Origin of the sequence: Actinomadura violacea, assembly GCF_017573465.1 — a bacterium.
In the GTDB taxonomy this organism is placed as follows: Bacteria; Actinomycetota; Actinomycetes; order Streptosporangiales; family Streptosporangiaceae; genus Spirillospora; species Spirillospora violacea.
On sequence record NZ_JAGEPF010000001.1, the window covers coordinates 334,916 to 357,446 of the forward strand.

Consider the following 22,531-nt stretch of genomic DNA (forward strand, 5'->3'; position numbering starts at 1 on the left):
GGGCCTTTCAGAAACTTTGATCTCAACAAAAAAGTTATGATCGAGTTTCCGTCCGCATCAGGCCGGGCGCCCGGCGAACGGGCAGCTCGTGGGCCCTTTTGCGACCCACTCGGCGGCGCCGGCGCGGAGATCGGCCCGGCCCGGGCGGGCAATCACGGCGCGGCCGAAAGCAATTCTACTGTCCGTATTTATCCGGATTGTCCGACTGGAGGCGGGATGCGGGCCGCACGTCCGCCGATATTCCGCTCGCTCACTTCACCTTTCGGAACGATCGAAGGGTTGCGGAAAGAAGGATGGACCGCGCCAGAAAAGCGGATCCGCTGCACGGCCCGGAGGCCGGCCCGAGACCGGGCCCGCGCCGGATCCCGGGGTCCGTCTCCGGGCCGGCGCGGCGGCGGCGTCCGGGGCGGGGGCTCGCCGGGGAGTAGATGCGAGTTGGTCGCTACTGCGAAGAGTTTGCAATAATGCCCGGCATGGTGAAACGTCCGGTTATGGCGGTGATGGCCGTTGTCATGGCGGCCTCGGTGGCGTCCGCGTGCGGGCAGGGGGACGAGCCCGCCTCCGGCGGGAAGGACGGGTCGCTCACGTACGCGATCGGGGACGAGCCGGAGACGTTCAACCCCGGCCTGCAGGACGAGCACACCGACCCGGTGACCGAGCTCGTCTTCCGCGGCCTGACCAGGCACGACAAGGACAACAAGGTCGTCCCCGCGCTGGCGAGGTCGTGGACGGTCGCGCCCGACGGCAAGACGTACACGTTCGCGCTGCGGCCGGGCGCGACCTGGCAGGACGGCAGGCCGTTCACCGCAGACGACGTGAAGTTCACGATCGAGAGCGTCCGCGACGCGGGCGCCGACTCGCCGCTGTCGCGCAACTTCACCATGGTGAAGTCGGTCGAGACGCCCGACCCGGCGACGGTCAAGCTCGTCCTCGACGAGCCGTTCGCGCCGATGCTCGACGCGGTGTCGATGGGCATGCTGCCCAAGCACCTGCTGCAAGGGAAGAAGCTCACCGACCCCGGCTTCGGCCGGCACCCCGTCGGCACCGGGCCGTTCACCCTGACCACCTACAAGCACGGCCAGTACGCCGAGCTGACCGCCTTCGACGGCTACTACGAGGGCAAGCCCGGCCTGAAGAAGGTCGTCATCAAGTACGTCCCGGACGACTCGGCCCGCCTGATCCAACTGCGCAACGGCGAGGTCGACGCCGCGAACCTCGCACCGCAGCAGGCGGGCAAGGCCGGCGGCCACCGGCTGGAGGTGTACCCGACCGCCGACTACCGGGCGCTCATGTTCAACATGAAGGACGCGGTGTTCACCGACCGCCGGGTCCGGCAGGCGATGAACCACGCCGTCGACCGCGACGCCATCGCCAAGAGCGTCGTCCTCGGCTACGGCTCCCCGGCGAAGGGGCCGCTGGACGCCGGCCCGTACGCGGCCGCCCCCGGCTTCACGTTCGACCCCGCCAGGACGGCGTCGCTCATGAAGGACGCCGGGTACGCCAAGAACGGCCAGGGGCTGTGGGCGAAGAACGGCAACACGGTGAAGTTCGAGCTGACCACCTTCGCCGAGGACTCGCTGCGCGTCGCGATCCTCAACGTGTCCGCGACGCAGCTCAAGCAGCAGGGCTTCGAGGTCGACCCGCGGCCGCGGCCGCGCGACTGGGTGCGCAAGCACTGGGGCGACCTGCAGGCCATGGTGGTCGGCTGGGGCACCCCCTATGACCCGGACTCCTCGGTGTACGGGCCGTTCGCCTCGTCGCAGGCGCTCGCCAAGGGCGGCTCCAACTACGGCTCCTACAGCAACCCGGCCGCCGACAAGGCGCTGGAGGAGGGCCGCTCCACCCTCGACCCCGCCAAGCGGAAGGCCGCCTACACCGCGTTCCAGCAGGCGCTCCAGGACGACCCGCCGTTCGTGTGGATCTCCTACCTCAAGACCATCAACGCCGTCCCGAAGAACCTGACCGGGCCCGCGCAGCGCACGCTGGGCCACCACGGCTACGGGTTCTTCTGGAACGCCGAGACCTGGCGCTACAACTAGATGCCGCTGCGTATTCTCCGCCGGCCGGCGACGGCGGCGCTGGTCGTCGCCGCCCTGTCGGCGGTCTGCTTCGGGCTCCTGGACGCCGCGCCCGGCGACCCGGCCGCGTCCGTGCTGGAGTCGCGGTCGGGCGGGCGCCCGCCGTCCCCGGCGGCGGTCGCCGAGCTGCGCGGGGAGATGGGCCTCGACGACCCGCCGCCCGTCCGGTACTGGCGGTGGGCGTCGCACGCCGTCCGCGGCGACCTCGGCACCTCGTACATGTCGGGACGGCCCGTCACCGACACGCTCGGCGACACCGTCCCGTGGACGCTGCTGCTCACCGCCGCCGCGATCCTGCTGAGCTTCACCGCCGCCCTCGCCGTCGGGCTCGTCGCGGCGCTCACCCGGCGGGCGTGGCTGCGCCGCGGCATCGACCTCCTGCTGTTCGCGATGGGCGGCATGCCGGGGTTCGTCGTCGCGCTGCTGCTGCTGTACGCGTTCGCGGCGGCGACGCACCTGATGCCGTCCGGCGGGGTCAGCCGCCCCGGCGAGCCCGTCACCGCGTACGGGCTGCTCGCGCACCTGGCGCTGCCGGCGTGCGCGCTCGCGTTCGGCCACCACTTCGGCGTGTACGTGCGGCTCGTGGAGAACGGCGTCGGACGGCTCCGGGACGCGCCGCACGTGCAGAACGCCCGCGTCCGCGGCCTGCCCCGCCGGACGGTCGTCGCCCGGCACCTGATGCGGCCCGGGCTCGTGCCGTTCACCGCCCGGCTCGGCGTCGGCGTCGGGACGCTGATCGCCGGCGTCTACGCCACCGAGGTGATCTTCTCCTGGCCCGGCATGGGCCGCGAGGCGATCACCGCCGCGCGCGCCCAGGACTACCCGCTGCTCATCGCCATCGTGCTGGTCACCGGCCTCATCGTGATCGCCGCGAACCTGGCCGCCGAGCTGATCGTCGCGGCGCTGGACCCCCGCGCCCGGACGGGACGTGCCGATGCCGCCTGACGCCCCCGCCCCCACCCCCGCCGCGACCCGCGTGCGCGGGCTGCTCGCCGTCCGGCTGCGGCCCCGGCGGCCCGCGCTGATCGCCGCCGTCGCGGTGCTCGCCGCGCTCGCGCTGCTCGCCGTCCTCGCGCCGCTGTTCACCTCCCTCGACCCGGTCGCCACCGACACGTCCGCGACGTCGCTGAAGCCCGGCTCGCCCGGCCACCCGCTCGGCACCGACCTGCTCGGCCGCGACCTGTGGACCCGGATGCTCTACGGCGCCCGCACGTCCCTGCTCGTCGGGCTGACCGCCGCCGCGATCACGGTCGGGCTCGGGCTGCTCATCGGCGGGCTCGCCGCGATCGCGCCGCGCTGGCTCGACGGCCTCATCGCCCGCACCGCCGACGTGCTGCTCGCCCTGCCGCTGCTGGTCATCGTGCTCGCGCTCGCCGCCGTCGCGGGCCCGTCCCTCGGCCTCGTCGTCGCCGCGATCGCGCTGACCAGCTGGATGCCGGTCGCGCTGATCGTCCGCGCGGAGCTGCGCAGCCGCCGCGAGCGCCTCTACGTCCGCGCCGCCTACGCGCTCGGCCTGTCCCGGTGGCAGGTGATGTGGCGGCACCTGCTGCCCGGCGCGCTGCCGCCCGTCGCGTCCATCGCCGCGTTCGAGGTCGGGCACGCCGTGCTGACCGAGTCGACGCTCAGCTTCCTCGGCCTCGGCGTCCCGCCGAACCGGCCGAGCTGGGGCAACCTGCTCACCGAGGCGCAGTCGCACCTGCTCACCGGCGAGTGGTACACCGTCGCGATCCCCGCGGCCGCCGTGGTCGCCACGATCATCGCGGTCAACGTCGTCGCCGGCGCGGTCGCCGGCCCCTCCGGTGAAGGCAGGACATGGTGACCGCTGGACCCACCGCCACCGACCCCACCACCACTGGGCTCACCGTGTCCGGGCTCACCGTGGACGTGCCTGGACGCCGCGTCGTCCACGGCGTCGACCTCGCCGTTCCCGCCGGGCGCGTCCTCGCGCTCGTCGGGCCGAGCGGCAGCGGCAAGACCCTCACCGCCCGCGCCATCGCCGGCCTGCAGCCACACGGCGGGACCGTCCTGGTCGGCGGCCGCGCCCCCCTGCGCGGGCGCGACGTCGGGTACGCGTTCCAGGACGCGCTCGCCTCGCTCAACCCGACCGTCACCGTCCGGCGGCACCTCACCGAGACAGTCAAGGCGCACGGCACCGGCGACCCCGGCACCGCGCTGGCCCGCTTCGGCCTCGACCCGGGGCTGGCCGCCGCGCACCCCTTCGAGCTGTCCGGCGGGCAGGCGCAGCGCGTCGCGCTCGCGCTCGCCACCGTGCACGAACCGCCCGTCCTCATCGCCGACGAGGTCACCACCGCGCTGGACCCCGTCACCCAGGCGACCGTGCTCGACCTCGTCCGCGCCCAGGCCCGCGACCGGGCCGTCCTGCTCATCACCCACGACCTGACCGCCGCCGCGCGCTGGGCCGACGACATCGCCGTGATGCGCGACGGACGCATCGTCGAGCACGGGCCCGCCGAGCGGATCCTCGGCGATCCGGAGAGCGACCTGGCGCGGGAACTGGTCGCCGCCGCCACCGCCGAAGTCCCTCCGGTCGGCGAGGCCGCGGCGGTGGGGGAGGGCGAAGCCGTCTCCGTCCGGGGACTGCGGCGCGTCCTGCGGTCCCGGCGCCGCACGACCGTCGCGCTCGACGGCGCCGACCTGGCCGTCCGCCCCGGCGAGGCCGTCGCGATCGTCGGCCGCAGCGGGTCCGGCAAGTCCACGCTCGTCGGCGCCCTCGCCGCCCTCGACCGCCCTGACGGCGGCTCGGTGCTGCGCGGCGGCGCGGACGTCTGGGCGCTGCGCGACCGCGAGCGGCGCGCCGTCCGGCGCCGCACCGGCCTGGTCTTCCAGGACCCGCTCGCCTCCTTCGACCCCCGGCACACCGTCCGGCAGGCCATCGCGGAGGCCGGCCCCTACGACGACGACCTGCTGCGCTACGTCGGCCTCGACCCCGCCATGGCGGCGCGCCGCCCCGGCACCCTGTCCGGCGGCGAGTGCCAGCGCGTCGCGATCGCCCGCGCGCTCGCGCAGAAACCCGACGTGCTGCTCGCCGACGAGCCCACCAGCGGACTCGACGTCCTCACCGAGCAGCGCGTCCTGCGGCTGCTGACCGCGCTGCGCCGCGACCACCGCATCACGATCGCGCTGGTCACCCACGACCTGCGCGTCGCCCGCCGCGTCGCCGACCGCGTCGTCGTCCTGCACGCCGGACGGATCGTCGAGGACCTGCCCGCGCACGCCCTCGACTCGGCGAGCCACCCCGAGACGAGGCGGCTCCTGGACGCCACCGCCCTCACCGGAAAGTGGGCCTAGCACTACCCCCATTGGCGTCCTGCCCCTACGGCCCCCGGGGCGGCTCCGGCCGGAACATGAATGGCATCAGCCGCCGGGAAGGCTCCCGGCTCCGGCCGCACCAGGGAGTGATGGACAGATGAGCGGGTCCAGGACGCGAACGACGGCGCTGTGCGCCGCACTCGCCCTTGCCGGGACGATCCTTCCCACCATGCCGGCGCACGCCTTTTCCGCGCCCCGGGCTTCGGTGCAGAAGATCCAGCCGTCCGGCACCACGGAACTGACCTCCGGATGGGCGATCCGGTCGTCCGCCGACACCGGTGACACCGGCGCGGAGATCTCCAAGCCGGGCTACTCCACGAAGGGCTGGCTGCCGCTTTCCCGGCCCGAGACGCTGATGGCGGGCCTGCTGGAGAACGGCAAGTACCCGAACATCTTCCACAACGACAACATGGCGAAGGTGCCGGCCAAGCAGTTCGACGTGAACTGGTGGTACCGCGAGCAGCTCACCGTCCACCCCCGCAAGGACGGGCGGACGTTCCTGGTGATGAACGGCGTCTCCGGAAAGGCCGACCTCTGGGTCAACGGCACCAAGATCGCCGCGGGTGCGCAGTTCCAGGGGTCGTACGCGCGCCTCGAATACGACATCACGCCGTACGTCCGGGACGGCGCGAACGCGATCGCCCTCGACGTCTCCCGCAACGACTCCGACATCACCAAGTTCGACAAGCCCATGCGGTACCTGACCCAGAACCAGGTCGACTGGAACCCGATGGCGCCCGACCAGAACACCGGGCTGCAGTACGCGCCGCAGATCGTCCAGGAGGGCCCGGTCTCGGTCCGCAACGCGCACGTCCTGCAGGACGACGCCGCCGACCTGTCCACCGCCGACCTCACCGTCAAGGCCGACGTGCGCAACAACACCGCGTCAGCGCAGCGGGTGACGGTGGCCGGCACGGTCACGCACGGCTCCACCCGCATCGCCTGCAGGACGACGGTCACGGTGCCCGCCCGCGCGACCCGCACCGTCACGATCACCAAGGCGGACTGCCCCGGCCTGCACCTCAGGCACCCGGCCGTGTGGTGGCCGTACCAGATGGGCGACCAGCCGATGTACCACCTCGCGCTGAACGCGTCCGCCGGCGGGACGGTCTCCAGCACCGCCGCCGAGGACTTCGGCATCCGCACCGTCACCTCGCGGCTCACCAAGCCCGTCCCCGGCAAGACGCACGGCAAGAACGGCTACCGGCAGTTCATCGTCAACGGGAAGCCGCTCGTCATCCGCGGCGCCGGATGGTCGCCCGACCTGTTCCTGCGCTACTCGCGGAGCAACATCGCCGACCAGGTCTCCTACATTCGCAACATGGGCCTCAACGCCGTCCGGTTCGAGGGCAACTTCCCGCCGGACGACATGTTCGCCCAGCTCGACCGGGCCGGCGTCCTCGCGATGCCGGGCTGGCAGTGCTGCGCCCTCTGGGAGGGCGAGTCGTCCACCTGGACGGACGAGGTGAAGGCCAACGCGTCCAACCAGGCCCGCGCCATGGCGGAGCGGCTGCGCGACCACCCGAGCGTCTTCACCTTCTTCCAGGGCAGCGACAACGCCCCCGACGCCGAGAAGGAAGCCCTTTTCCTGAAGGCTTTCAAGGAGGCCGACTTCCGGCTGCCGCAGGTCGCCGCAGCCGAGTACAAGTCGTCGCCGAAGCTCGGCCCGGCGGGCACGAAGGAGGGCGGCTACAACTACTTCCCGCCGAACGCCCTGTGGAACAACAAGCGCGAGACCGTCAACACCAAGGACCCGTCGCTCAGCATGACCGGCAGCGCCTGGGGATTCGACACCGAGGTCAGCACCGGCAACACCATCCCGACGCAGGACTCGCTGAACCGCTTCCTGCCCCCGGGCGAGCAGAAGAAGATCTGGGACCCGGCCACCGCGAAGGGCCAGACCGCCGGCCAGGACATGTACCACACGTTCCTCTACGCCGACTACACGCGCCTTTCCCGGATGGGCGTCTACAACACCCCGCTGTGGCACCGGTACGGCCCGTGGAAGGACGCCGGCTCGTACCAGAAGACCGTCCAGCTCGGTGAATACGAGGTCACCCGCGCGCAGTTCGAGTCGTACATCGGCAACTCCACCGACAAGGCCAACCCCAGCACCGGGATCATCTACTGGATGCTGAACAAGGCGTGGCCGTCGCTCCAGTGGAGCATGTACGGCTCCGACTTCGACCAGCCCGGCGTCTACTTCGGCGCCAAGAAGGCCAACGAGCCGGTGCACATCATGTACTCCTACGCCGACGGCTCCATCAAGGCCGCCAACCTCACCGGCGCCCGCCAGGACGGCCTGCGCGCCACCGCCCAGATCATCGACCTCGACGGCAAGGTCCGCGCCACCGCGAGCGCCCCCGTCGGCGCGCTGGGCAGCCAGGACGTCCGGACCGTCCTGCACCCGAAGGTCCCCGCCGGGATCTCCAAGACCTACTTCGAGAAGCTCACCCTCACCCGCGGCTCCGAGGTCGTCAGCCGCAACGTCTACTGGCTGTCCACCAAGGCCGACCAGGTCGACTGGCCGAAGACCCACGCGCCCGGCAAGTACACCCCGTCCAACGGCTTCGCGGTCTTCCAGAAGGACGGCTACGCCGACCTCACCGGCCTGCGCTCCCTCAAGCCCGCCGACATCAAGGTCGACGCGACCACCCGCCGCGAGGGCGGCGACATGGTGACCACCGTGACCGTCCGCAACACCGGCCACGGCGGCACCCCGGCCCTGTCCACCCGCGCCGACCTGTTCGCCGGCGGCGAGCAGGTGCTGCCGATCCGCTGGAGCGACAACGACATCACGCTCTGGCCGGGCGAGCAGCAGACCATCACCGCCCGCTACTCCGCCACGTCCGGCAAGCCCGACGTCCGCGTCAACGGCTTCAACGTCCCCACCCAGACCCACCCCACCCGCTGACCCCGCACGCGTGAAGGCCGGACGGACTCGCCTCCGTCCGGCCTTCGCGCGTGCGCTGGCCGACGCCTTTGCGTTGGGGCGGCGGGGCTCGCACACTGGGGGCGTGCCAGGAGCCGACACCCGGACCCGCCTGATCGACGTCGCCGAACGGCTGTTCGCGGAGCGGGGCGTCAACGCCGTGTCGCTGCGCGAGATCGCGGCGGCGGCCGGCCAGCGCAACACCTCCGCCGTCGCCTACCACTTCGGCACGAAGGAGAACCTGGTCACCGCCATCTACCGGCACCGGCTCGGCCCCACCAACGACGTGCAGCTGCGGCGGCTCGCCGAGCTCGACGACCAGGGGCGCGGCGAGGACCTGCGGGCGCTCATCGAGGTGTTCGTCCGGCCGATGATCGAGCGGGTGGGCACCCCGGAGCGTCCGAGCTGGTTCCTGCGGTTCGTCGCGAACGCCCTGTACGTGGAGAAGCTGGCGCCCTACGACCTCGCCGCCGAGGAGTGGACCCGCGCGCTGTTCCAGCTCCACGCGCGCATCAGCGCCTGCGTCGACGACCTGCCCGCGCCGGTGCGGGCGCACCGGCTGGAGTTCTTCATCGGCCTGCTCCTGCACACGCTGGCCAACCACGAGCGGCACGTCCAGGACGGTCATGGCGCCGCCGACCGGGAACTGCTGGCGGCCGACCTGGTGGACGCGGTCGTCGCGGTCCTGACCGCGCCCGTCTCCCCGGCGGCCCGCGACCACCTGTGACCGTCGCGCGTCTCCTCAGGCGGCTCGGCGGTGGAGGGCGTCGAGGGCGGCCAGCGCCTCGCCGGGCAGGCGGATGGCCGCGGCGGCGATGTTCTGCTCCAGGTGGGCGAGGTCGCCGGTGCCGGGGATCGCCAGGACGTGCGGGCCCTGGTGCAGCGTCCAGGCCAGCCGGATCTGCGCCGGGGACGCCCCGAGCTCCCGCGCGACGGCGCCGACCGCAGGCTCGTCGTCGCCGCCGGACCGCCCGCCCTCGCGCCGGGTGCCCGCCAGCGAATAGAACGGCACGAACGCGATGCCCTGCTCGCCGCACAAGCGCAGCATCTGCTCCTGCTCCGCGAAGGCGCCGATGCCGAAGGGGTTCTGGACGCACACGACCGGCGCGATGGCCTGCGCCTCCGCCACATGGTGCGGGCGGACGTTGGACAGCCCGAGATGCCGGATCAGCCCCGCCCGCCGCATCTCGGCGAGCGCCCCGAACCGTTCGGCGAAGCGGTCGTGGCTCCCGAGGATCCGCAGGTTGACCAGGTCGAGGTGATCGCGGCCGAGCTGGCGGAGGTTCTCCTCGACCTGGGCGCGCAGCGCCTCGGGCGTCATCGCGTGCTCCGCCCACCGGCCGGACGCGTCGCGCGCCGGCCCCACCTTCGTGGCGATCGCCAGGCCGTCCGGGTACGGGGACAGCGCGCTGTTGATCAGCTCGTTCGCCGACCGCAGCGGCGAGAAGTAGAACGCGGCGGTGTCGATGTGGTTCACGCCGAGCTCGACGGCCCGCCGCAGCACCGCGACCGCCTGCCCGCGGTCGCGCGGCACCGCGTCCGGCACCAGCGCCCCGCCGGTCTGCGGCAGCCGCATCGCACCGAAGCCGAGCCGGTTGACTGCCAGGTCACCGAGCCGCCAGGTGCCCGCATCGGCCGCATTGATCATGTTCGTGGTCATGCCGGGAGGATCACGCCCGGCCTACGATGGGCGCCACTGATTCACACATGTGCGAAACCTCGGGAGGACGCCCTGGCCGAGCTGGCGTTCTCCGCCGGTGACCTCGCGCAGGTCCGGTTCGCCGTCTCGCCGATGTGGCAGGTGGTGACGAGCTTCCGGCTGCTGCGGGACGCGTCCGCGCCACCCGTCCACCGGCCCTGGCTCCGGCAGGTGCGGCCGCGCATGGCCGGCGGCTGGCTCGCGGAGCTCGTCCCCGCGTCCGGTTTCTGGCCGTACTTCCTCAACCCGGCCCCGGCCGGCGCGTCGCCGGAGCTGCGGGACGAGACGTCCGCGATCCTCGCCGCCGGGCCCGGACGCGTCCGGCACGACCTCGACCACCTCGAACGCCACCAGGGACGGCTCGGCCCGCGGGCGCGCGCGCTGTACCGCTCCCCGGAAACCCATCTGCCGCGCCTCGTGGAAGAGATCCACGCGTACTGGGAGCTGGCGCTCGCCCCCTACTGGGCGCGCGTCCGGACGCTCCTCGACGCGGACGTCCTCTTCCGCGCCCGGCAGGTCGCCGAGCGCGGCGCCGGCGAGGTGCTCAACGACCTGCACGGATCGGTGCGGTGGGACGGGACCGCGCTGCACCTCGTCCGGCGGACCAGGCCGCTGCCCCGCGCGGCGGCGGGGCCCGGACTGCTGCTGGCCCCGTCGGCGTTCACCGGCCCGCGCCTGCTCAGCCGCATCGTCCCGCCCGACCCGCCGCAGCTGGCGTATCCGGCGCGGGGCATCGGCACGCTCTGGGAGCCCGGACCGGCGGGCGGGACGGAGGCGCTGGCCGTCGTCCTGGGCCGCTCGCGCGCCCGCCTGCTCGCCGAGCTGGACGCGCCCGCCTCGACCACCCAGCTCGCGCGCCGGACGGGCCTGGCCCCGTCCGGCGTCTCGCGGTACCTGACGGCGCTGCGCGACGCGGGCCTGGTCAGCGCGCACCGGGCGGGCCGCTCCGTCCTCTACGCCAGGACGGCCGCCGCCGAGACCCTCCTCGCAGCGGCCGCGTCCCGGCACTGAGCCGTCCGCATCCGACGGGACGGTGCCGCGGCCGCCGGGGGCCTATACTCCTGCGGATTGTCGCTGCACCCACGGCTGTGCTCATCAGAACGCAGTCCACAGTGCAATTTTCAACAGCGGACACGCCGACCGAGAACAACCAGGAGTTGTGGATGGAGCTGGACCTCGGGGCCGTCCGGGCGTTCCTCGCCGTCGTCGACGACGGGCAGTTCACGGCCGCGTCCGACCGCCTCGGCATGACCCAGCAGGCCGTGTCCAAGCGCATCGCCCGGCTCGAGGCGGACCTCGGCGTCGCGCTGCTGACCCGCGCCCGCACCGGCGCCGAGCCGACCGAGGACGGCGCCGCCTTCCTGCCGCACGCCCGCGCCCTGATCGGCCTCGCCGACCAGGCCGCCGGGATGTTCCGCGTGCGGCGCCGCGCCCTGCGCATCGACGCGCTCGCCCGCGCCTCCGCGCCCATCGACATCGTCCGCGACTTCTACGAGACCGGCGACACCGACGTCGACCTCGTCGTGTCCCGCGGCGCACTCTCCCGGCGGACGGCGCTCGCCGACGGCTCCGTCGACGCCGCGTTCGGCCGCGTCACCGGCCCCCTCCCGCCGGGCGTCCGGCGCATCCCCGCCTGGCTGGAGCCGATCCCGATCCTCGTCGGCCGCCGGCACCGCCTCGCCCGCCGCCGGCGCGTCGCGCTGCCCGAACTGTCCGGCCTCACCGCCTGGATGCCCGGCAACGCCCGCGACACCGAATGGGCGGAGTTCTACGACTTCCTCAGCGCCGACTTCGGCGTCCGGATCGACACGTCCGGCCCGGTCTTCGGCGCCGACCACATCATGGAGAAGATCGCCGCGTCACCGGACCTCATCACGTTCGCCAACAAGACGCAGTTCCCCGGCTACCCGGACGTCGTCGAGATCACCGTCACCGATCCGGTGCCCGTGTACCCGTGGTCGCTGATGTGGCACGAGGGGAACCGCCACCCGTCGCTTCCGCTGCTCATCGACCACGTGGGGGACCACTACCGCCCGTTCGCGCCCCGGACCCAATGGATCCCGGCACCCGACCACCCCCTCTTCCCCACGGGCCCTTAGCCCGCGCTCCGCGCCGTCCGATGTGCGCGTTCGGCTCCGGCCACTTATGATCTCGGCTGCGCGCCTGCCGGGTGCTCATCGACGACCTGACCCGGCGGGCGCCGCGCAAAATTCCGGCCTTTCCGCACGTCGACGCGCCTTCTCCGGCGTCAGGCCGTCGTCCAGGGGCGGAGCTTGTCCGGGTTCCGGATCGCCCAGATGTGCTTGATCCGGCCGCCGGAGAACTCGAACGCGTACACCGTCACGAGGACGCCGTGCTGCCGGGCGATCAGCCCCGGCTGGCCGTTGACGGTGCGCTCCTGGAGCGTCAGGCCGCCGAACCGGTGGAGCAGGTCGGCGCAGGCCTGCGCGATCTGCGCGCCGCCCTCGATCGGGCGCAGCGCCGTCCTGACCTGGCCGCCGCCGTCCGCGGTGAGGGTGGCGGCGGGGTCGAGGAGGCCGACGAGCGCGTCGACGTCACCGCTCTCCAGCGCGTGCATGAAGCTCCGGACGATGCCGGCCTGGTGCGCCGCCGGGGTCGCGGGCGGCCGGGAGTCGCGGACGCGGCGGCGGGCCGAGGACGCCAGCTGCCGGCAGGCCGCCGGGGTCCGGCCGGTGATCTCGGCGATCTCCGCGAAGGGGTAGCGGAAGACGTCGTGCAGGACGAGCGCGACGCGCTCGGCCGGCGTCATCGACTCGAGCACGACGAGGAACGCCATGCTGACCGACTCGTCCAGCGTGATCCGGTCGGCCGGGTCGGCGCCGGGTCGTCCGCTGGCCCACTGCGCGGGCTCGGGCAGCGGCTCGGGGATCCACTCGCCCACATAGCGTTCGCGCCGCGCGCGCGCCGAGCCGAGCACGTCCAGGCAGATGCGGCTGGCGACCTTCGACAGCCACGCACCGGGCGAGGCGATCGCGTCCTGCTGCGGCCCGGTCAGGGCGTACCAGCGGGCGTAGGTCTCCTGCACGACGTCCTCGGCGTCGGCCAGCGAGCCGAGGAGCCGGTAGGCGAGGTTGATCAGCTGGCGCCGCTCGCTGATGACCGCGGCCAGGCCCGCGTCGGCCCGGTCCTCGCTCATCGCCGGATGGTCGGTCATGGTCCCCAGGCTCCTCTGGTCGGCTCCGCCCTCACCACTCCGACGAGATACCGCGCCGGATTGTGAGGCGGGCGGCGCCGCCTGACATTCCGGCGCGCCGCGTCGTCGGAACGGCGAGGCCCCCAGGGCCCCTCGATCCGACAAGGAGATGATCGTGGCAACAAGCACAACGACCGGGCCGGGCTCGGGCACCGCCGCCGGGACGCAGGCGCGGGATCCGCGGCGGTGGCTGGTCCTCGCCGTCATCGCCGCCGCCCAGCTCATGGTCGTCCTCGACCTGACCGTCATGAATCTCGCGTTGCCGTCGGCGCAGCGCGCGCTCGGCTTCAGCGCCGCCGACCGGCAGTGGGTCGTGACCGCGTACGCGCTGTCGTTCGGCAGCCTCCTGCTGTTCTGCGGACGCCTGGCCGACCTCGCCGGACGCAAGACGACGTTCCTCGCCGGGCTCGCCGGCTTCGCGGCCGCGTCCGCCGTCGGCGGCGCCGCGACCGGCTTCCCGATGCTCGTGGCGGCGCGCGCCTGCCAGGGCGTCTTCGGGGCGCTGCTCGCGCCGTCCGCCCTGTCGCTGCTGGCGACGACGTTCAAGGACCCGAAGGAGCGGGCCAAGGCGTTCGGCGTCTACGGCATGGTCGCGGCCGCCGGAGGCGGGCTCGGGCTGCTGCTCGGCGGCGCGCTGACGTCCTACCTGTCGTGGCGCTGGTGCATGTACGTCAACCTGCTCTTCGCCGCGGTCGCGATCGTCGGCGGCGTGCTGCTGGTGGGACGGCAGGAGCGGGCGCCGGGCGGCCGGCTGGACGTGCCGGGCGTGGCGGCCGTGTCCGCCGGCATGTTCTGCCTGGTCTACGGCTTCTCGAACGCCGCGTCCCACAGCTGGCACACCCCGTCGACCTGGGGTTTCCTCGCGGCGGGCGGCGTGCTGCTGGCCGTGTTCGCGGCCTGGCAGGCGCGCACCGCGAACCCGCTCCTGCCGCTCCGCGTCGTCCTTCACCGCAACCGCGCCGGCGCGTACCTCACCATCCTGATCAGCGGGGCCGCGACGTTCGGCATCTTCCTGTTCCTCGTCTACTACATGCAGGTGACCCTCGGATACTCGGCGGTCCGGTCGGGCGTCGCGATGCTGCCGATGGTGCTGTGCAGCGGGACGGCCGCCGCGCTGGGCAACACCAGGCTGCTGCCGAGGTTCGGGCCGAAGCCGATGGTCATCACCGGCATGCTGGTCAACGCGGCCGGCATGGTCTGGCTGACGCGGATCGACGTGCACTCGACCTACGCGTCGGCGCTGCTCGGCCCGCTCATGGTGGTCGGCGCCGGCATGGGCCTCGTCTTCGGCATGGCGGCCGCCACCGGCACCTTCGGGGTCGCGCCGCAGGACGCGGGGGTGGCGTCGGCGAGCATCAACACCGGGCAGCAGCTCGGCGGCTCGATCGGCACCGCGCTCCTCAACACCATCGCGGCCGGCGCCACGACCGACTACGTGGCCGGCCACCTGCACGGGCGGCCGACGCCGCAGCTGCTCCAGGTCGCCGCCGTGCACGGCTACACCACGGTGTTCTGGTGGTGCGCCGGCATCTTCGCGGCGGGCGCGGTCGTCTGCGGCACCCTCCTCCGCCGCGGCCCCCTGGCACCTCGTCAGTGACGGCCGCTCCGGCGGCTTGACCTTGACACGGTGACAAGGACTTCACTGCGGGGAAGGAGGTGGTCCCGATGACGATGCCGGAGCAGGACACGAACACGGCCAGGGCCTTGCGGGGGCTGGAGAACGGCGACCCGTCGGTGCGGCTGCGCGCGGCGCTGGCCGTCGGCTCGGCTCCGGACGCGCGCTTCGTCGGCGGGCTCATCGAGCGCTGCGCGGTCGAGCCCGACTTCCACGTCCGCGACATGCTCACCTGGGCCCTGACCCGCCATCCGGCGTCGCTGACCGTCCCGGGGCTCGTCGGCGAGCTCCGCTCGGAGCGCGCGCAGGCGCGCAGCCAGGCGCTGCACACGCTGTCCAAGATCGGGGACCGGGGGGCGTGGCCGGCGATCACGCGGGCGCTGCTGTGCGACGCCGACGGCGAGGTGGCGCGCAGCGCCTGGCGGGCGGCGGTCGTGCTCGTGCCCGAAGGCGAGGCGGTGGAGCTGGCAGCTGTACTGTCGTCCCAGCTCGGGCGCGGCGGGCGCGAGATGCAGCTCAGCCTGAGCCGGGCGCTGATCGCGCTCGGCGAGGCGGCACTCCCGGCCCTGCGCACCGCGACGACCGCTCACGACCCGCGTGTGCGCGCGCACGCGATCGCCACGGAACGGCTGCTGCGCGACCCGGACGCCGGTTTCGAGTTCGCGATCGACGAGGCGAAGCGCATCGTGGCGCTGGGTACGACCGGTTAGAGGGGGGGATGCGCGGTGTTGATCGGGGACGTGGCACGACGGTCCGGGGTCAGCGCCCGCATGCTCAGGCACTACGAGTCGCTCGGCCTGGTGCGGCCCACGGGCCGCACCAGCGCCGGCTACCGCGAGTACTCCGGCGAGGACATCCGACGGATCTTCCATATCGAGAGCCTGCGCTCATTGGGGCTGTCCCTGCGCGACGTCGGGCGCGCGCTCGACGACCCCGCATTCGCGCCGTCCGACCTCGTCGGCGACCTCATCCGCCAGACCCGCGAACGCATCGCGAACGAGACGGAGCTGCTCACGCGGCTCCGCCGGATCGGCGCCGCGGAACCCGTCGGCTGGGAGGACGTGCTCCAGATCGTCGCGCTCCTCCAGGGGCTGGGGTCGGAGAGCGCCGGCAAGCGCCAGCGCGCCGCCCTCTCCTCCGCCGCGGACGTCCCGGTGGACGCCCTGGCCGAGGCGGCGCTGAGCGAGGCGGACCCGAACGTGGCCGGTGCCCTCCGATGGGCGCTCGCGCAGTCGGGCGACGGCGCGTTGCCGCTCCTGGCGGACGGTCTCGACTCCCCGGTGCCCGAAGTGCGGAGACGCGCCGTCCAGTCCATCGCCGAGATCCCGACCGGCGAGGCGACCACCCTGCTGCGCAACGCCCTCGCGAGTTCCGACGCCGTCGTCCGCGGGCACGCCGCCCTGGCGCTCGGCCCGCGCGGAGTGCGCGACGCGATCCCGACGCTGATCGGCATGATCGTCGAGGGGACGAACGACACCGACGCGGCCGACGCGCTGAGCGCGCTGGCCGGCGATCCCGCGTCGGCGGACCGGATCGCCACCGGCCTCGTCGACCGCCTCGCCCGCGGCACGAGCGGGCCGCCCGCACGCCGGCGGCTGGCCCAGGCGCTCGCCGACATTCCGGGAAGCACGGCTTTACGCGCCCTGGCGGATTTGTCCCACGACGAAGACCGTGGCGTCGCGCTCACCGCGGCGTACGTCCTTGAGCGGCGAACCGCAATAAACTAGTTGAAAATTCGACGGACGAGGTGATCGTGATCACAATGCCGTCGGATTTCGGCATAGCCGGACCATATAGGCGTTAAGGTTAATTTCAACGCGTTCCTTTTCGCCGTCGGTGGCGAAAACGCTGAACGGCGTTCTGGCATAGGCCACTCCATCACGGTCGCTCCTGCTTTCGAAGGCGACTGCGCCTGATCGTCCACGTCTCGTGACCTGCACGTTCGACGAGTCGACGTCGGCGTTTCCAGTGCGGAACCGAACGGAATGTCGCGGCGACCGAGGTGATGGAACGTGTCCGAACTTACCGCCGGTGCGGCCTCCCTCGCCCCTGAGAGCGCGTCGGAGCCGGTCGCCCCACGTCGCGCCGCCGCCCCCCGCGGGATGCGCGCCGCGATCGCGCTCGGACTCTTCGCCGTTTACGCCGCCTTCTCGCTGCTGCGCCACAGGCGGATGCAGAGCACAGGCTACGACCTGGGAATCTTCGACCAAGCGGTGCAGGCCTACGCTCGCTTTCACGCGCCGATCGTCCCGCTCAAAGGGCCCGGAACCAATCTGCTCGGCGACCACTTCCATCCGATCCTGGTGGTGCTGGCGCCTCTGTACTGGCTCTGGTGGGACCCGAGGACGCTCCTGCTCGCGCAGGCCGCCCTGATCGCCGCCTCCTCCCTTCCGCTGGCACGGCTGGCAACGGCCCGGCTGGGCGCCCGCGCAGGAATCGCCGTGACGCTCGCCTACGGCCTGTCCTGGGGCATCCAGGGCGCGGTCTCCTTCGACTTCCACGAGATCGCCTTCGCCGTCCCGCTCCTGGCGTTCGCCCTCGTCGCGCTCGCGGAAGGACGGTGGCGCGCGGGGGTCGCCTGGACGCTGCCGCTGCTGCTGGTCAAAGAGGACATGGGCCTGGTCGTCGGTGCCGTCGGCCTTTTCCTCCTGCTCAAGAAGCAGTACCGGCTCGGCGCGGTGACCGCCTTCGCGGGACCGGCCGCCCTGCTCCTGAGCATCACCGTGATCATCCCGCATTTCAACGCGTCAGGGCAGTACGGCTACTGGAACCAGATGAGCTCGCACGGGAGCACGCTGCAGCCCTGTGGAGCACGGGCGTCGTGCACTACAACGCCACCCTGATGCCGATCCTCTTCGTCGCCTTCATCGACGCCGTCCCACGGCTCCGGGACAGCGGACACGCACTTGTGCGCCGGTACGGGATCCTGGCGCCGGCGGCGGTGGCCGCGATCGGTCTCGCCTTTCTCCCGTCCTTCCCCTTCTGGAAATTCACCGACGCCTCCTTTTACACGACGTCCGCGCGAGTGGACGAGGCCCATCGGCTCATGGCCCTCATCCCGGACGGCGCGAGCGTCGCCGCGAGCAACAACTTCACACCGCAACTGACCAGCAGATGCAAGGTCACGCTCTTCGCCGACGAGTACCGGCGCCCGGTCGACTGGGTGATCGTGGACAGCAAGCGCATGACCGGCCTCCCCGCGCCACCGCCCGTGCAGCAGGCCCGGCTCCGAGCCCTCCCGTCCGAGGGCTACCGGCTCGTCCGCGACGAGGACGGCATCCTCCTGTTCCGCCGAACCGGCCCCGCCTCGAACTGACCCGGCCGGGCAGGCCCGCACCCATCTTCTGACCGCCGGGTCATGGTTGGTGACCAGCGGTGATTCCGTACCGCGGCGGAAGGGCCGGCATCGGCGTGCGGGGGTTGCGGTTCGGTGCTCGCGCCGAACGGTTCTCCAGGTATGCCGCCCGCGCCGTCGGGTCCGGCGTGCCGGAGAAGGGGGAACCATGTCGGAACTCGGTCCCACGGGGGATCGCCTGCCGCGGGGCGACGGCGCTCCGGGGCGGCCGCTCGCCGGGGTGAGCGGCCGTCCGCGCAGGAAGGGCGGCGCGTGATGGACGAGATCACCAGGCTGGCGCGGCCGGAGATCCTGGCGATGGCCGCCTCCGGGCCGGGCCGGGCGGTGCAGCCGGAGCGCGACGTCCCGACCCGTCTCGACGCCAACGAGAACCCGTACCCGCCGTTTCCCGGCACCGTGGACGGCCTGCCGCACAACCGCTATCCGGAGCCGCAGCCGGGGCACCTGCTCGACCGTTTCGCCGAATGCTTCGGCACCCCCCGGGAAAGGCTGCTGATCACCAGGGGCGTCGATGAGGCGATGGACCTCCTGGTCCGCGCGTTCTGCGCGGCCGGGCGGGACTCCATCCTGGTCTGCCCGCCCGTGTTCGGCAGGCATGCCGTCTCGGCCCGGGTCCAGTCCGTCGCGATCCACGAGGTGCCGCTGCGCGGGGACGCGGGCTTCGAACTCGACGTCGACCGGATTCTCGACGTGCACCGGTCCGATCCGGGGTTGAAGGTGCTGTTCCTCTGCACGCCCAACGACCCGACCGGCAATCTCGTGCGGCGGGCGGACGTGCTGAGGCTGTGCTCGGAACTGCTCGGAAAGGCGCTCGTCGTCGCCGACCAGACCTATGTCGAGTACTCCGGGGACGCGCCGTTGTCCCGCGATATCGACGCGCATCCGAATCTCGTCGTGCTGCGGACGCTGTCGAAGGAGTACAGCCTCGCGGGCGAGCAGGTGGGCGTCGTCGTCGCCCATCCGGAAGTGGTGGGCATCGTCGGGCGGATCGTCATTCCCCGCCCGCTGACCCAGTCGACGATCGCCACCGTCACGGCCGCCGTCACCCCGGCCGGGATCGAGTACGCGCATGCGAACATCCGCCGCCTGCTCAAGGAACGCCGCCGTGTCGAGGACACGCTGGGCGCGATGCCCGGCACCCGTGTCCACCCCAGTGACGCCAATTTCCTGCTGGTCGACGTCGCCCGGCCGCAGGAGCTCACGCAGAGCATGCGGCAGGCCGGCATCAGGATCCTCGACTGCAGCGCCGTCCCCGGAGCCGGGGATTCCGTGCGCATCAGCATCGGTACCTACCGGCAGAACGACGCCATGCTCGCGGTCTTCGGAGCACATACCGCCTTCGGAGGACAGACCGCGACGTCCGTTTGAACCGGGACGAGGAAATCCCGGCCACCGATCACGCCAGGGCGAGCCGGTGCCGGCGCCCGCGACCTTCTGAGGGGATATGAGCATCATGCAGCGGCAGGAGCCGGAGACCATCGCCTCCACGGACCTCCCCGAGGAGAACGGGGCCGGCGCGGCCGGTGAGGGGCCGGCGGAGCAGGACGCCGGCGTCGAGCACCGGTTCGTCGCCGGAGCCTGGGAAGTGACGATGCGCTGGCCGGTTCCGGCCGCCGCCGGGCCGGTGGAAATGGTGATCAGGGGCGCGCCGGGAGCGGCGCCGGGGGAGATCGACGAGGGCATCACGGTCGACGTCCTGCGCTCGATACCGCTGGCGCGGATCTCCAGGGCGGCGAAGGCCGAGTCGAGCATGGTGGAGAGAACCGCCAGAGAGGATTACTGCTCGGAGACGATCGACGGTCTGGCCCGTCATATCGGCCGCACCGCGCGCTCGGTGCGACGGCCCGGAAGGGCGGGCCGTCCGGACGAGTTCTTCGCGTTCGTCGCCGCCATCTATTCCTGGTACGTCGACCTCGGATACTCCGACCCGGTGCGCAAGGTGGGGGAGGCCACCGGGTGCGGCTGGCGCAGCGTGGCGAACTGGGTCCGGCTGGCCCGGGAGAAGGGAATGCTCGCCGAGGCGAGTCCGGGACGGCCGGGCGGCGTCCTCACCGAGCGGGCGCTGCGGCTGCTCGAAGCCCGGGACCACCGCTTCGGCGAGGTTCTCGTCCCGGACGGCGGGTTGCCGAAACGCTCTTCCTCCGGACAGTGAACCTATAGCGCGGCCGGCCTTTCGCCGACCGGTTCAGCGAGTACCTCTGACCTGTGGAGAAGACCTGCCGTGATGGCCGTCGACATGCGCTCCGAGGAGCCGGTGCCGCGGCGGTGGGGGCGACCGGCGCGCAGCCGGTGCCACTTCCGCCCGCCCGGTTCGGTCCGGTTCATGGTTCACCGTCCGTACCGTGACGCCGGCGGGGCAGGGGGACGGCCGTGAGCGCGCGGGAGAAGGCCAGCGGACTCGTACGCGCGCGCGGCGGCTGGTGGGCCGCCGCGCTCCTGGCCACCGCCCTGCTGATGGCCACGCTGCTGGGCGGTGGCCGGGCCGGCCTCGCCATCGCGGCCTCCGACGGCAGCGCCTGGCTGTGGAGCCGGTCGGCCGGCGAGGTCGACCGGGTCAACCCCGACAACGGGCGGGTCGAGCAGCGCCGCCAGGTGACCGACGCCCGCGGCCACCGCGTGCAGGTCACCCAGAACGACCGGTACCTGCTGATCCACGACCTCGACACCGGCCGGGTGTCGTCGATCAACCTCAACGGCCTCGGGTTCTCCGGACGGCTGGACGTCGGCACCCGCGGCGACCCGCACCTGGCGATGGGCTCCGACGCCGCCGCGCTGATCGAGCGCACCTCCGGCGCCGTCCGCGCGGTGGACCCGACCACGCTGCGCCCGGTCGGCCCGGTCCTGAAGCTGCCCGGCCCGCTGGTCGGCGGCGAGTTCGACGACGCCGGCCTGCTGTGGGTGGCGGCGCCCGGGCAGGGCACCGTCGTCGCCCTGAAGGTCACCCAGCAGGGCGCCACCGTCGCCAAGACCGCCGGGGTCGCCGAGCCCGGCCACGATCTCGCGCTCACCGCGCTGGACCGGGGCGCGCTCGTCGTCGACCGCGGCGGCCGCGACCTGGTCGTCGCGACCAGCGACGGCACCCGCCGGTTCACCGCGCCCGTGCCGCTCGACGGCGCGATGGTGCCGGACCGCACGCACGGCCCGCTCGCCGCGGTGACCGTGCCCGCCGCGGGCGCCGTGGTCACGGTCGGCGACGTGCGCAAGGACGGCCCGGTCCGGTCGTTCCCGCTGAGCGACCCCGTCCAGGAGCCCGCCGTGCCGTTCGCCGGCAAGGTGTACCTGCCCGTGCGGACGACGGGGCAGGTCCGGGTGTTCGAGCCGGGCGGCCGGCAGACCGGCGTGCTGAACATGCCGGCCGGGCGCGGCGACCTGGAGGTGCAGGTCCGCGAGGGCAACCTGTTCGTCAACGCGCCGGGCAGCACGGACGCCCTCGTCGTCGGCGACGACGGCGCGGCCCGCACGATCGGCAAGTACCCGGGCGGGCGGGGGCACGGCGGGTCCGGCCCGAGCAATCCCGGCGGCGGGGAGAACAGCCCGCCGCAGATCCCGGTGCCGCCCATCGACCCGATCTTCCCGAACCCGTTCGACCCGGGCACGCCGAGCCGGTCGCCCGAGGCGCCCACACCGAGCGAACCGGGGAAGCCCACCCTGACCGCGCCCGCGCAGCCCTCGTGGCCGAGCCTGCCCAGAGGGCCCCGCACGCCGCGTTCGCCGCACGCGCCGAACCCGTCGACACCGGCGAGGACGACGCCGAGCACCGGCACGGGGCCGTCCCCCGGCGGACGGCCGACCACCGGCCCGACCACGAGCGGCCCGAAGCCGACCAGCCCGCGGCCGAGCACCCCGAAGCCGAGCAGTCCCAAGCCGACCACGCCGAGGCCGACCACCCCGAAGCCGACCACGCACAAGCCGACGCCGACCAAGCCGAAGCCGAAGCCCACGCAGACCCGCCAGCCGTACACGCCGCAGCAGGTCTGCAACGCCTCCGGCGGCGGCAGCTACACGATCCAGCGGTCGGTGTCGTTCTCCGGCGGGCGGGTCTACCTGCTCTACAGCGCCGCCACCAAGAACAACTGCGCGGTCACGATGAAGACCACGAACATCGGCAAGGGCACCAGCGCCTGGGTCCGCCTGCAGAGCCAGACGGGCGGCAAGACCGGGAGCGACAGCGGCACCTTCAAGTACTACGCCGGACCGGTCTTCGTCCACGCGCCCGGGATCTGCGTCCGCTTCTCGGGCGGCGCGTCCGGCGCGAGCGCCTCGGCCGGCTGGGCCAACTGCGGCTAGGAGGGCAACCCCAGTGAGCAC

Annotated in this window: 18 protein-coding genes; 16 read left to right on the forward strand and 2 right to left on the reverse strand. The window is 72.9% G+C overall.

The features are described from left to right. The first annotated feature begins 473 nt into the window (after positions 1-473). The 6 genes from J4709_RS01700 (at position 474) to J4709_RS54435 (ending at position 9,067) form a co-directional block, all read left to right on the forward strand. The gene (locus J4709_RS01700; RefSeq protein WP_232382779.1) at positions 474-2,039 is read left to right on the forward strand and encodes an ABC transporter substrate-binding protein; all 1,566 of its coding nucleotides are present in this window, start codon (positions 474-476) and stop codon (positions 2,037-2,039) included. Then, on the forward strand, positions 2,040-3,023 hold the full coding sequence (locus J4709_RS01705; RefSeq protein ID WP_208236080.1) for an ABC transporter permease: 984 nt from the start codon (positions 2,040-2,042) through the stop codon (positions 3,021-3,023). Then, positions 3,013-3,897, forward strand: coding sequence for an ABC transporter permease (locus J4709_RS01710; protein WP_208236082.1), 885 nt, complete (start codon positions 3,013-3,015; stop codon positions 3,895-3,897). The genes J4709_RS01705 and J4709_RS01710 overlap by 11 nt, the downstream gene beginning before the upstream one ends. Then, positions 3,891-5,387 carry an ABC transporter ATP-binding protein gene (locus J4709_RS01715; protein ID WP_208236084.1) on the forward strand — a complete coding sequence of 499 codons (1,497 nt, stop codon included), beginning with the start codon at positions 3,891-3,893 and terminating at the stop codon, positions 5,385-5,387. The genes J4709_RS01710 and J4709_RS01715 overlap by 7 nt, the downstream gene beginning before the upstream one ends. A 118-nt stretch (positions 5,388-5,505) precedes the next feature. Further along, a complete protein-coding gene (locus tag J4709_RS01720) occupies positions 5,506-8,322 on the forward strand; it encodes a glycoside hydrolase family 2 protein (protein WP_208236086.1) in 2,817 nt (938 codons plus the stop codon). Positions 8,323-8,425: 103 nt separating this feature from the next. Next, positions 8,426-9,067 (forward strand): TetR/AcrR family transcriptional regulator, encoded by a 642-nt coding sequence (locus J4709_RS54435; RefSeq protein WP_208236088.1) that lies wholly within the window; start codon positions 8,426-8,428, stop codon positions 9,065-9,067. Positions 9,068-9,082: 15 nt separating this feature from the next. Here the strand turns inward: J4709_RS54435 and J4709_RS01730 are convergent, their stop codons facing one another. Then, positions 9,083-10,000 (reverse strand): aldo/keto reductase, encoded by a 918-nt coding sequence (locus J4709_RS01730; RefSeq protein ID WP_208236090.1) that lies wholly within the window; start codon positions 9,998-10,000, stop codon positions 9,083-9,085. Between the two features lie 144 nt (positions 10,001-10,144). On the opposite strand from J4709_RS01730, the gene J4709_RS01735 reads away from it, so the two are divergent. Then, complete coding sequence (locus J4709_RS01735; RefSeq protein ID WP_307800860.1) at positions 10,145-11,050, forward strand: ArsR/SmtB family transcription factor; 906 nt, start codon at positions 10,145-10,147, stop codon at positions 11,048-11,050. A gap of 152 nt (positions 11,051-11,202) precedes the next feature. Beyond that, complete coding sequence (locus tag J4709_RS01740) at positions 11,203-12,138, forward strand: LysR family transcriptional regulator (protein ID WP_208236094.1); 936 nt, start codon at positions 11,203-11,205, stop codon at positions 12,136-12,138. Between the two features lie 149 nt (positions 12,139-12,287). On the opposite strand, the gene sigJ is transcribed toward J4709_RS01740, so the two are convergent. Next, a complete protein-coding gene (sigJ, locus tag J4709_RS01745; protein WP_208236097.1) occupies positions 12,288-13,214 on the reverse strand; it encodes an RNA polymerase sigma factor SigJ in 927 nt (308 codons plus the stop codon). A 154-nt stretch (positions 13,215-13,368) separates the two neighbouring features. On the opposite strand from sigJ, the gene J4709_RS01750 reads away from it, so the two are divergent. The 8 genes from J4709_RS01750 to J4709_RS01785 all read left to right on the forward strand — a co-directional run bounded on the left by J4709_RS01750 (position 13,369) and on the right by J4709_RS01785 (position 22,510). Continuing rightward, on the forward strand, positions 13,369-14,850 hold the full coding sequence (locus J4709_RS01750; RefSeq protein WP_208236099.1) for an MFS transporter: 1,482 nt from the start codon (positions 13,369-13,371) through the stop codon (positions 14,848-14,850). Positions 14,851-14,918: 68 nt separating this feature from the next. Then, the gene (locus tag J4709_RS01755; RefSeq protein WP_208236101.1) at positions 14,919-15,578 is read left to right on the forward strand and encodes a HEAT repeat domain-containing protein; all 660 of its coding nucleotides are present in this window, start codon (positions 14,919-14,921) and stop codon (positions 15,576-15,578) included. A gap of 30 nt (positions 15,579-15,608) precedes the next feature. Next, positions 15,609-16,595 carry a HEAT repeat domain-containing protein gene (locus J4709_RS01760; protein WP_307800862.1) on the forward strand — a complete coding sequence of 329 codons (987 nt, stop codon included), beginning with the start codon at positions 15,609-15,611 and terminating at the stop codon, positions 16,593-16,595. Between the two features lie 285 nt (positions 16,596-16,880). Beyond that, positions 16,881-17,711, forward strand: coding sequence for a DUF2079 domain-containing protein (locus J4709_RS01765; protein WP_208236105.1), 831 nt, complete (start codon positions 16,881-16,883; stop codon positions 17,709-17,711). Continuing rightward, positions 17,690-18,184, forward strand: coding sequence for a DUF2079 domain-containing protein (locus tag J4709_RS01770; RefSeq protein WP_208236107.1), 495 nt, complete (start codon positions 17,690-17,692; stop codon positions 18,182-18,184). The genes J4709_RS01765 and J4709_RS01770 overlap by 22 nt, the downstream gene beginning before the upstream one ends. Before the next feature lie 294 nt (positions 18,185-18,478). After that, positions 18,479-19,591, forward strand: coding sequence for an aminotransferase class I/II-fold pyridoxal phosphate-dependent enzyme (locus tag J4709_RS01775; protein ID WP_208236110.1), 1,113 nt, complete (start codon positions 18,479-18,481; stop codon positions 19,589-19,591). A gap of 76 nt (positions 19,592-19,667) precedes the next feature. Further along, the gene (locus J4709_RS01780; RefSeq protein ID WP_208236112.1) at positions 19,668-20,375 is read left to right on the forward strand and encodes a hypothetical protein; all 708 of its coding nucleotides are present in this window, start codon (positions 19,668-19,670) and stop codon (positions 20,373-20,375) included. 218 nt (positions 20,376-20,593) lie between these two features. After that, positions 20,594-22,510: a YncE family protein gene (locus tag J4709_RS01785; RefSeq protein ID WP_208236113.1), complete on the forward strand. Its 1,917-nt coding sequence runs from the start codon at positions 20,594-20,596 to the stop codon at positions 22,508-22,510. Positions 22,511-22,531: the final 21 nt, after the last annotated feature.